The organism is Pseudoalteromonas sp. NZS71_1 (assembly GCF_015864305.1).
GTDB classification, from domain to species: domain Bacteria; phylum Pseudomonadota; class Gammaproteobacteria; order Enterobacterales; family Alteromonadaceae; genus Pseudoalteromonas; species Pseudoalteromonas arctica.
On record NZ_JADYXM010000010.1, the window covers coordinates 158,163 to 170,085 of the forward strand.

General features: G+C 42.9%; 6 protein-coding genes. All 6 read left to right on the plus strand.

Going from position 1 to position 11,923, the window contains the following annotated elements:
• Window positions 1-155 precede the first annotated feature (155 nt).
• Window positions 156-4,181: a DNA-directed RNA polymerase subunit beta gene (gene rpoB / locus I6F43_RS14910; RefSeq protein ID WP_007580127.1), complete on the plus strand. Its 4,026-nt coding sequence runs from the start codon at window positions 156-158 to the stop codon at window positions 4,179-4,181.
• Between the two features lie 104 nt (window positions 4,182-4,285).
• Window positions 4,286-8,461, plus strand: coding sequence for a DNA-directed RNA polymerase subunit beta' (gene rpoC / locus I6F43_RS14915; protein WP_007580130.1), 4,176 nt, complete (start codon window positions 4,286-4,288; stop codon window positions 8,459-8,461).
• 194 nt (window positions 8,462-8,655) lie between these two features.
• A complete protein-coding gene (gene rpsL, locus I6F43_RS14920) occupies window positions 8,656-9,030 on the plus strand; it encodes a 30S ribosomal protein S12 (protein WP_002958885.1) in 375 nt (124 codons plus the stop codon).
• Between the two features lie 97 nt (window positions 9,031-9,127).
• On the plus strand, window positions 9,128-9,598 hold the full coding sequence (rpsG, locus tag I6F43_RS14925; RefSeq protein ID WP_010555004.1) for a 30S ribosomal protein S7: 471 nt from the start codon (window positions 9,128-9,130) through the stop codon (window positions 9,596-9,598).
• A 27-nt stretch (window positions 9,599-9,625) separates the two neighbouring features.
• Complete coding sequence (fusA, locus tag I6F43_RS14930; protein WP_007580132.1) at window positions 9,626-11,740, plus strand: elongation factor G; 2,115 nt, start codon at window positions 9,626-9,628, stop codon at window positions 11,738-11,740.
• 62 nt (window positions 11,741-11,802) lie between these two features.
• Window positions 11,803-11,923 (plus strand): GTP-binding protein (locus I6F43_RS14935; RefSeq protein ID WP_021031985.1); only part of this gene is annotated, 121 nt, incomplete at its 3' end.

Here is an 11,923-nt window from a genome sequence, read left to right on the forward strand (position 1 = left end):
TTTTTCTTTACTTTCAACGCTTTATAGTTTGCTAGTGTTAAAGTGGGATCTAATTAGAACAACAGTTAAATGTTGTAAAATCTTGGCATAGCTGCCAGTTAAGTCTGTTCTTACAAGAACAGGTCGGGTCAAAGATCAGCAAGCTGAGGAACCCCATGGCTTACTCTTATTCTGAAAAGAAACGTATCCGTAAGGATTTTGGTAAACGTCCACAAGTTTTGGATATACCTTTTTTACTGTCTACACAGTTAGAATCGTTTAAAAAATTCTTAGTGCCGGACGCTGATGGCGATCATGGTTTGGAAGCTGCCTTCCGTTCTGTGTTCCCTATTAAAAGCTACTCGGGAAATTCTGAGCTTCAATACGTAAGTTACCGTATTGGTGAGCCAGTTTTCGATGTAAAAGAATGTCAAATTCGCGGTGTGACTTATTCTGCTCCACTTCGCGTGAAACTGCGTCTTGTTGTTATGGACAAAGAAGCACCAGGCACAGTTAAAGACATTAAAGAGCAAGAAGTTTACATGGGCGAAATTCCGCTCATGACAGATACCGGTACTTTTGTAATCAATGGTACAGAGCGTGTTATCGTTTCTCAGCTACACCGTAGCCCTGGTGTATTCTTTGATAACGACCGCGGTAAAACCCATTCATCGGGTAAAGTATTATATAACGCACGCGTTATACCTTACCGTGGTTCATGGTTAGACTTCGAATTTGATGCAAAAGATAACTTATATGTACGTATTGACCGTCGTCGTAAATTACCGGCGTCTATCATCCTACGTGCACTAGAGTATTCTAGCGAACAAATCCTAGATATGTTCTTCGATAACACTACGTTTGAAGTAACGAATGGTAAAGTTCTTATGGAACTTGTACCTTCGCGTTTACGTGGTGAAACTGCCGCTTTTGATATCAAGAGCGAAGACGGTGAAGTATTTGTTGAAAGCGGTCGTCGTGTTACGGCTCGCCACATCAAGAGCATCGAAAAGAAAGGCATTAAGCAATTAGAAGTACCACATGAGTACATCATTGGCCGTATTGTAGCTAAAAACTATGTTGATGAGTCAACTGGTGAAGTTATTGCAAATGCAAATGACGAGCTAACTCTAGAGCTAATGGCTGAATTGGTTAAAGCCGGTTACACTAAAATTGATACGTTATATATCAATGAAGTGGACAGCGGTGCTTACATGTCAAATACATTAAACATTGACTCTGCAAGCAGCCGTTTAGAAGCACTAGTAGAAATTTACCGCATGATGCGCCCAGGCGAGCCACCGACGAAAGACGCGGCTGAAGCCTTATTCCAGAACTTGTTCTTCTCTGAAGAACGTTATGACTTATCTACTGTAGGTCGTATGAAGTTCAATAGCCGTGTTGGTTACGATACAGACACAGGCCCTGGTACATTAAGCAAAGAAGACATCGTGTCTGTTATGAAAGTATTAATTGCTATTCGTAACGGTCAAGGCGATGTTGATGATATCGATCACTTAGGCAACCGTCGTATACGTAGTGTTGGCGAAATGGCTGAGAACCAATTCCGTGTTGGTCTAGTACGTGTTGAACGTGCTGTACGTGAGCGTTTAAGCTTAGGTGACCTTGACGCAATAATGCCACAAGATCTTATTAACGCTAAGCCTATTTCGGCAGCTGTTAAAGAGTTCTTCGGCTCGTCTCAGTTATCACAGTTTATGGACCAAAATAACCCACTATCAGAAGTTACGCATAAACGTCGTATCTCTGCATTAGGTCCGGGCGGTCTAACTCGTGAACGCGCAGGCTTTGAAGTACGTGACGTTCACGTAACTCACTATGGTCGCGTATGTCCAATCGAGACTCCTGAGGGTCCAAATATCGGTCTAATTAACTCGTTGTCTACGTACGCACGTACAAATGACTACGGTTTCTTAGAAACACCTTACCGCAAAGTGGTAGACGGTGTTGTAACTGATGAAGTTGATTATTTATCAGCCATTGAAGAAGGTCAGTTTGTTATCGCACAGGCGAACTCAAACTTAACTGAAACCAATGAGTTTGTTGATGAACTTATCCCATGTCGTCACAAAGGTGAATCTACCTTTATGGGTCGCATGGACCAGCAGTATATGGATGTATCACCACAACAGGTGATCTCTGTAGCGGCAGCACTTATCCCGTTCCTAGAACACGATGATGCTAACCGTGCATTGATGGGTTCAAACATGCAACGTCAAGCAGTACCAACATTGAAAGCGGATAAGCCGTTAGTAGGTACTGGTATTGAGTTAACACTAGCGAAAGATTCTGGTGTAACTATCGTTGCTAAACGTGGTGGTGAAGTAATGTATGCTGACGCAAGTCGCATCGTTGTAAATGTACATGAAGAAGAACGCATTCCTGGTGAAGCGGGCATCGACATCTACAACTTAACCAAATACACACGTTCAAACCAAAATACATGTATTAACCAAAAACCAACTTGTATGGTTGGCGAACCGGTTACTCGTGGTGACGTGTTAGCAGATGGTCCTTCGACTGACTTAGGTGACTTAGCCCTTGGTCAAAACCTTCGCGTGGCATTCATGCCATGGAACGGTTATAACTTCGAAGATTCAATCTTGTTATCAGAGCGCGTAGTTGAAGAAGATCGTCTAACGACTATCCATATTCAAGAACTACAGTGTGTTGCCCGTGATACTAAATTAGGTCCAGAAGAGATCACTGCAGATATCCCGAATGTGGGTGAGTCTGCGCTAGGCAAGCTTGATGAATCAGGCGTTGTATATATTGGTGCTGAAGTTAAAGGCGGCGATATCCTAGTAGGTAAAGTGACTCCTAAAGGCGAGACACAGCTTACACCTGAAGAGAAGCTACTGCGTGCTATCTTCGGCGAAAAAGCGTCTGACGTTAAAGACAGCTCTTTACGTGTACCAAATTCTGTAACTGGTACTGTAATTGACGTGCAAGTTTTCACCCGTGATGGTGTTGAAAAAGATAAACGCGCGTTAGAAGTTGAAGACATGCAGCTTCGCGAAGCGAAGAAAGACTTCAACGAAGAGTTCCGTATTTTAGAAGCAGGCGTTTTAGACCGTGCACGTAAGCTACTTATAGCTGCTGGTTTTGATGAAGATAAACTTGCATCTCTAAATGCTGAAAAAGTACTTACGCAAAGCCTTGCTGAAGAAGACAAGCAAGCTGAGCTTGAGCAACTAGCTGCACAGTACGATGAACTTAAAGCTGAATACGATAAGAAGTTTGAAAACAAACGTCGTAAAATTACCCAAGGTGATGACTTAGCACCAGGCGTACTTAAGATTGTTAAAGTATACCTAGCTGTTAAACGTCGTATCCAACCGGGTGATAAAATGGCGGGTCGTCATGGTAACAAAGGTGTTATCTCGACTATCGTACCAGTAGAAGATATGCCTTACGATGACAAAGGTCGTACGGTAGATATCGTATTGAATCCACTAGGTGTACCATCACGTATGAACATCGGTCAGATCCTTGAAACACATATGGGTCTTGCTGCACGTGGTATCGGTGAACGTATTGAAGAGATGATGAAAGAGCAACGTGAGCTTCATGAGCTACGTGACTTCATCAAGCAAGCATACGAAATTGGCGAATCTCGCCAAGTTGTAGATATTGCTAGCTTCACTGATGACGAAATTCGTCGTCTAGCTGAAAACTTAAAAGGTGGTTTACCAATAGCTACACCTGCATTTGATGGCGCGAAAGAAAGCGAAATCAAAGACATGCTTGAGCTTGCGGGCTATCCTCGTAGTGGTCAGGTTACACTTTATGATGGCCGTACTGGCGATCAGTTTGAACGTCAAGTAACTGTTGGTTACATGTACATGCTTAAACTTAACCACTTGGTTGACGATAAGATGCACGCACGTTCTACTGGTTCTTACAGCCTTGTTACTCAGCAGCCGCTGGGTGGTAAAGCACAGTTCGGTGGCCAGCGTTTTGGTGAGATGGAAGTATGGGCACTTGAAGCTTATGGTGCTGCTTACACTCTACAAGAAATGCTAACAGTGAAATCGGATGACGTGAACGGTCGTACTAAGATGTATAAAAACATCGTTGATGGTAACCATAAAATGGAACCAGGTATGCCAGAATCGTTCAACGTATTGTTGAAAGAAATCCGCTCACTGGGTATCAACATCGAGTTGGAAGAAAATTAAGCCAATTAGATGCTGCAGTTAACGCTGCAGCATCTGTTACGGCTGAATAGAATGTAGGGACGAGACTATCCGTCCTCAAGATTAACTCCGACAGGAGAGCTAAGGTGAAAGACTTACTTAAGTTTCTGAAGCAACAAAATAAGACCGAAGAATTCGATGCAATTCGCATTGGTCTTGCTTCACCAGACATGGTTCGTTCATGGTCATACGGTGAAGTAAAGAAACCTGAGACTATTAACTACCGTACTTTCAAGCCTGAGCGCGATGGCTTATTCTGTGCCCGTATTTTCGGCCCAGTGAAAGATTATGAGTGTTTATGTGGTAAATATAAACGCCTTAAACACCGTGGTGTGATCTGTGAAAAGTGTGGCGTTGAAGTAACACTCACTAAAGTGCGACGCGATCGTATGGGTCATATCGACCTTGCGAGCCCAGTTGCACATATATGGTTTTTAAAATCATTACCGTCACGTATTGGCTTAATGCTAGATATGACGCTTCGTGATATTGAACGTGTTCTTTACTTCGAATCATTCGTAGTAACTGAACCTGGTATGACAACGCTTGAGCGTGGTCAGTTATTAGGTGAAGAAGAATACTTAGATTCACTAGAAGAGCACGGTGATGAGTTTGAAGCTAAGATGGGTGCTGAAGCAGTTTTAGACTTGCTTCGTGAACTTGATCTTGCTCAATTAATTGCTGAGATGCGTGAAGAGTTACCAACAATTAACTCTGAAACTAAGCGTAAAAAAATCACTAAACGTCTTAAGTTAATGGAATCGTTCCACCAATCAGGTAATAACCCTGAGTGGATGATCATGACAGTACTTCCAGTATTGCCACCTGATCTACGCCCATTAGTACCATTAGACGGTGGTCGTTTTGCGACATCTGATCTAAATGACCTTTACCGTCGTGTTATTAACCGTAATAACCGTCTTAAGCGTCTACTAGATTTAGCAGCACCAGACATTATTGTACGTAACGAAAAACGTATGTTACAAGAAGCGGTAGATGCGCTACTTGATAACGGTCGTCGTGGTCGTGCAATTACAGGTTCTAACAAACGTCCTCTTAAATCTCTTGCTGATATGATCAAGGGTAAGCAAGGTCGTTTCCGTCAGAACTTACTTGGTAAGCGTGTGGATTATTCAGGCCGTTCTGTAATCACAGTTGGTCCTACACTTAAGCTTCACCAATGTGGTCTTCCGAAGAAGATGGCACTAGAGCTATTCAAACCATTCATCTATGGCAAATTAGAACGTCGCGGCATGGCTACGACAATCAAAGCTGCTAAGAAGATGGTTGAACGTGAAGTTCCGGAAGTATGGGATGTACTTGACGAAGTAATTCGTGAACATCCAGTATTACTTAACCGTGCACCAACACTTCACCGTTTGGGTATCCAAGCGTTTGAACCTGTGCTTATCGAAGGTAAAGCGATTCATTTGCATCCATTAGTATGTGCGGCTTACAACGCCGATTTCGATGGTGACCAAATGGCGGTACACGTACCGTTAACAATCGAAGCGCAGCTTGAAGCTCGTGCATTGATGATGTCAACAAACAACATTCTATCTCCTGCGAATGGTGAGCCAATCATCGTTCCTTCACAGGATGTTGTATTGGGTCTTTATTACATGACTCGTGACCGCATTAACGCTAAAGGCGAAGGCGCGATATTTAAAGATCCAAAAGAAGCAGAAAAAGCATACCGCAGTGGCAATGCAGACCTTCACGCAATTGTGAAAGTACGTATTAGCCAATCAGTTAAAAACGAAGACGGCGTAGTAGAAGATACTATTACTGTTATCGATACAACTGTTGGTCGTGCGATTCTGTCTCTAATTTTACCTAAAGGCATGCCGTTTGCGTCAATCAACCAGCCGCTAGGTAAAAAGCAGATTTCTGGCTTATTGAATGAGTGTTACCGTCGTCTAGGTCTTAAAGATACAGTTATCTTTGCTGACCAAGTTATGTACACCGGTTTCCATTATGCAATGAAGTCAGGTGTTTCTATCGGTATTGATGACTTAGTTATCCCACCGGTTAAAGCACAGATAATTGAATCAGCTGAAGCTGAAGTTACTGAAATCAACCAACAATTCCAATCAGGTCTTGTAACGGCTGGTGAAAAGTACAACAAAGTTATCGATATCTGGTCACGTGTAAACGAAAACTTATCACGTGAGATGATGTCTAACTTGTCGAAAGACACAGTTATCAATGCACAAGGTGAAGAAGTAGAGCAACCGTCATTTAACTCAGTGTTTATGATGGCCGACTCAGGTGCTCGTGGTAGTGCTGCACAGATTCGTCAGTTGGCGGGTATGCGTGGTCTAATGGCACGTCCAGATGGTTCAATCATCGAGACTCCAATCACAGCTAACTTCCGTGAAGGTCTAAACGTACTTCAGTACTTCATCTCAACGCATGGTGCGCGTAAAGGTCTTGCCGATACAGCACTTAAAACAGCAAACTCGGGTTACCTAACGCGTCGTCTAGTAGACGTTGCACAAGATTTGGTAATCAATGAAGATGACTGTGGCACAGAAGATGGCTTAACAATGAAACCGCTTATTGAAGGTGGTGATGTTGTAGAAGCACTTCGTGAACGTGTTCTAGGTCGTGTTGTTGCTGAAGATATTGTGATTCCAGGTACTAATACAGTGCTTGTTGAACGTAATATCATGCTAGACGAAAAACTGTGTGATCTTTTAGAAGAGCATTCAGTAGATGAAGTTCGTGTACGTTCTGTTATCACTTGTGATAATGACTTTGGTGTTTGTGCTAACTGTTATGGTCGTGACCTAGCACGTGGTCATATCATCAACGCTGGTGAATCAGTGGGTGTTATCGCGGCACAGTCAATTGGTGAGCCGGGTACACAGTTAACAATGCGTACCTTCCACATCGGTGGTGCGGCATCTAGAGCGTCTGCAGAAAATAATGTACAAGTTAAAACTAACGGTACATTAAAACTTCATAACTCTAAGTACGTATTAAACACAGACGGTAAGATTGTTATTACCTCTCGTTCTACGGAAATTACTATCATTGATAGTCATGGTCGTGAGAAAGAGCGTTATAAAGTACCTTACGGTGCGGTATTAACAGTGCAAGACAATGCTGAAGTTCTAGGTAACGATATCGTTGCTACTTGGGACCCGCATAGTCACCCAATCGTTCTTGAGCATAAATCAAAAGTATCGTTCAGCGATATCGATGATTCAAATACTGAAGCACAGACTGATGAGCTAACTGGTTTAACCCGTGTAGTTGTAAAAGATCTTGCTAAAGTAAATACGAAAGAACCAAAGCTTATCATCGAAAGTGAAGAGCGCGGTCTGCAAGAAACACGTCTTCCTTCATTCACGACGATTGAAGTTATTGACGGCGTTACAGCAAACCCAGGTGACGTGTTAGCACGTATTCCGCAAGAAGGTTCGAAAACTCGTGATATCACGGGTGGTCTACCACGCGTAGCCGACTTATTTGAAGCTCGTAAGCCAAAAGAACCAGCTATATTAGCTGAAGTAACTGGTACAATTAGCTTCGGTAAAGAGACTAAAGGTAAGAAGCGTTTAGTTATTACTCCAGCTGAAGGTGATCATTACGAAGAGATGATTCCTAAATGGCGTCAACTTAACGTGTTTGAAGGTGAGCAAGTGTCTAAAGGTGAAGTTATCGCCGATGGTCCTGAATCACCGCATGACATCTTACGCCTACGTGGTGTGACTCATGTTGCTAACTATATCGTTAACGAAGTGCAAGAGGTTTACCGTTTGCAAGGCGTTAAGATCAATGACAAGCACATTGAAACAATTATCCGTCAAATGTTACGTAAATGTACCATTATGCACGGCGGTGATACTGACTTCTTAGCCGGTGAGCAAATCGAAGTGGCGCGCGTTAATATCGCAAACCGTGACCTTGAAAAACAAGGTAAGATACCAGCTAAGTTTGAAATCCAGTTAATGGGTATCACAAAAGCATCACTAGCAACAGAATCTTTCATCTCTGCAGCGTCTTTCCAAGAGACAACACGTGTTCTTACAGATGCGGCAGTGAATGGTAAGAGCGATGAGCTTCGCGGTCTTAAAGAAAACGTAATTGTGGGTCGTTTGATCCCAGCCGGTACCGGTTTTGCGTATCATCAAGAACGTATGGCTCGCCGTAAACAAAGCAAAGTAGTAGTAGAAGAGCAAACAGTAAGTGCAGAAGAGGCAACTCAAGCACTTACAGACGCTCTAAATGCTGATTTGTCTGGAAATCAATAAACTGTTCTTAATCAATAGATTAAGTGATCGCAAGTCAGTTATATGCTGTCTTGCGGTTAGTTTAGGTTGACAGGTTAAACTTTGCTCATTAAAATTCCGCCACCCATTTACTTGTGTGCTTAATGCAGGCTCGTAAATAAAGGGCGGATTTTTTATTTTTTTCAGTAGTAATTTTAATTTCAGGAGCTATTTAAATGGCAACTATTAACCAGCTAGTGCGTAAGCCACGCCGTAGCAAGGTTACGAAAAGTAACTCAGCTGCACTAAAAGCGTGTCCGCAAAAGCGCGGTGTATGTACTCGCGTATATACAACTACACCTAAGAAACCAAACTCGGCGTTACGTAAAGTAGCACGTGTACGTTTAACTAACGGTTTCGAAGTAACTTCATACATTGGCGGTGAAGGTCATAACCTTCAAGAGCATAGTGTAATCCTAATCCGTGGTGGTCGTGTTAAAGATTTACCAGGTGTGCGTTTTCACACTGTTCGTGGTGCACTTGACTGTGCAGGCGTTAGCGATCGTCGTCAAGCTCGTTCTAAATACGGTGCAAAACGCCCTAAAGGCTAATTGTTTTCCGTTAGTAAGGCCAAGCACTAAATATTTATAATTATTGTTTTGGGTGATTGACTCGAAAGAGCAAACCTGAATAAACCGGAGATACAAAATGCCTAGAAGACGCGTAATCGGTCAACGTAAAATTCTTCCAGATCCTAAGTTCGGATCGGAACTTCTTGCTAAATTCGTTAACATCGTGATGTTAGACGGCAAGAAATCTACTGCTGAAAAAATTGTTTATGGTGCGCTAGACGTGGCTGCTGAGAAATCAGGCAAGTCGCACCTAGAAATCTTTGAAACTGCACTTGATAACATCCGCCCACAGGTAGAAGTTAAATCTCGCCGTGTTGGTGGTTCAACTTATCAAGTACCAGTTGAAGTACGTCCAGTTCGTCGTAACGCATTAGGTATGCGTTGGTTAGTAGACGCTGCACGTAAGCGTGGCGAAAAATCTATGGGCTTACGTTTAGCTCAAGAAATCGTTGACGCTTCTGATAATAAAGGCACTGCGGTTAAGAAACGTGAAGACGTTCACCGTATGGCTGAAGCGAATAAAGCATTCGCTCATTACCGTTGGTAATCTGTCTTTAACCTTTAAGAGGATCATATGGCACGTACAACTCCACTTGAGCGCTATCGTAATATAGGTATTGTCGCTCACGTAGATGCAGGCAAAACCACCACAACAGAACGTGTTCTGTTCTACACGGGTCTTTCTCATAAGATCGGTGAAGTACATGATGGCGCTGCAACTATGGATTGGATGGAGCAGGAACAAGAGCGTGGTATTACAATCACTTCTGCTGCAACAACGTGTTTTTGGAAAGGGATGGATGCTCAATTTGACGCCCATCGTATCAATATTATTGATACTCCAGGACACGTAGATTTCACTATCGAAGTAGAGCGTTCTTTACGCGTATTAGATGGTGCGGTAGTTGTTCTTTGTGCTTCATCTGGTGTACAGCCGCAAACTGAGACAGTTTGGCGTCAAGCGAACAAATACGAAGTTCCGAGAATGATCTTCGTAAATAAAATGGATCGCACGGGCGCTGACTTCTTAGCTGTGGTTAGCCAGGTGAAATCTCGTCTTGGAGCAACGCCTGTTCCAATTCAGTTGCCTGTAGGCGCTGAGGACGACTTTAAAGGTGTTATTGACCTTATAAAAATGAAAGTGATTAACTGGAACGAAGCGGACCAGGGTATGACTTTCTCTTATGAGGCAATACCGGCAGAACTTCTGGAATTAGCTGAAGAATGGCGCTCTCACTTAGTTGAAAGCGCTGCTGAAGCAACAGAAGAACTAATGGATAAATACTTAGAAGGTGAAGAGTTAAGTGAAGCAGAAATTAAAAATGCTTTACGCCAACGAACATTAGCTAATGAGATTGTTCCAGTTACTTGTGGTAGCGCATTTAAAAACAAAGGTGTTCAAGCTGTGCTTGATTGCGTTGTTGAATATATGCCCTCACCAGAGCAAGTGAAACAAATCCAAGGTATCTTAGAAAATGGTACTGAGGAAGAACGTCCAGCTAATGATAAGGCGCCGTTTGCTGCACTCGCTTTTAAGATTGCAACAGACCCGTTTGTTGGAACCTTGACCTTTTTCCGTGTTTACTCTGGTACTGTTAAACAGGGTGACACGGTATATAATCCAGTAAAAAGTAAGCGTGAGCGACTTGGCCGTATCGTACAGATGCATTCAAACTCTCGTGAAGAGATCAAAGAAGTTTTCGCAGGCGACATCGCGGCAGCTATTGGTCTTAAAGACGTAACAACAGGTGAAACACTGTGTGATCCGAATTCTATTATTACGCTTGAGCGTATGGAATTCCCTGAACCAGTAATCTCTATTGCGGTTGAGCCTCGCACTATAGCTGACCAAGATAAGATGGGTATCGCGCTGGGTAAACTAGCTGCTGAAGACCCTTCTTTTCGAGTACAAACTGACGAAGAATCAGGCCAGGTTATAATCTCTGGCATGGGTGAACTTCACCTAGATATCATCGTCGACCGTATGAAACGTGAATTCAGTGTTGAATGTAACGTTGGTAAGCCGCAGGTCTCATACCGAGAAGCTATTCGTTCAACTGTTAAGGTTGAAGGGAAGTTTATACGTCAGTCAGGTGGTCGTGGTCAATATGGTCACGTTTGGATTAAACTTGAACCGATGGATATTACGGATGATGAGTCACCAATTTACGAGTTCGTTAACGAAACCGTAGGTGGTTCTGTTCCTAAAGAGTTCGTCCCTGCGGTAGACAAAGGTATCCAAGAGCAAATGTCTCAAGGTGTACTGGCAGGCTACCCATTACTTGGCGTTAAAGCGACTTTATATGATGGTTCATTCCATGATGTAGATTCGAATGAAATGGCATTTAAAATAGCAGGTTCACTGGCAATGAGAGATGGGGCGCTTAAAGCTAACCCTGTACTACTAGAGCCAGTAATGAAGGTTGAAGTACTCACTCCTGATTCAAATATGGGTGATGTAGTTGGCGACTTAAACCGTCGCCGCGGCATAATCGAAGGCATGGAAGATGCATTAGGTGGACTTAAGCAAATTAATGCGCAGGTTCCTCTTTCTGAAATGTTTGGTTATGCAACTGCTTTACGATCTGCAACACAGGGCCGTGCCTCATACTCTATGGAGTTTGTGAAGTACGCTGAAGCCTCTAAAAACGTTGCAGATACAATAATTTCAGCTCGCGCTGTTATATAATTTTAGCTTGTCTGGCTCAATAGTGAGTCAGGCTTTAATTTCTTTATTAGGAATTTTTTAAGATGGCAAAAGAAAAGTTTGAACGCGTAAAACCGCACGTAAACGTTGGTACAATCGGCCACGTTGACCACGGTAAAACTACACTAACTGCAGCAATCACTAACGTACTTGCAAAAGTATACG

Excerpts from the sequence above, each read along its gene's own strand:
- rpoB (WP_007580127.1), top strand. The coding sequence starts at position 156 with ATGGCTTACTCTTATTCTGAAAAGAAACGTATCCGTAAGGATTTTGGT.
- rpsL (WP_002958885.1), top strand. The coding sequence starts at position 8,656 with ATGGCAACTATTAACCAGCTAGTGCGTAAGCCACGCCGTAGCAAGGTT.
- rpsG (WP_010555004.1), top strand. The coding sequence starts at position 9,128 with ATGCCTAGAAGACGCGTAATCGGTCAACGTAAAATTCTTCCAGATCCT.
- fusA (WP_007580132.1), top strand. The coding sequence starts at position 9,626 with ATGGCACGTACAACTCCACTTGAGCGCTATCGTAATATAGGTATTGTC.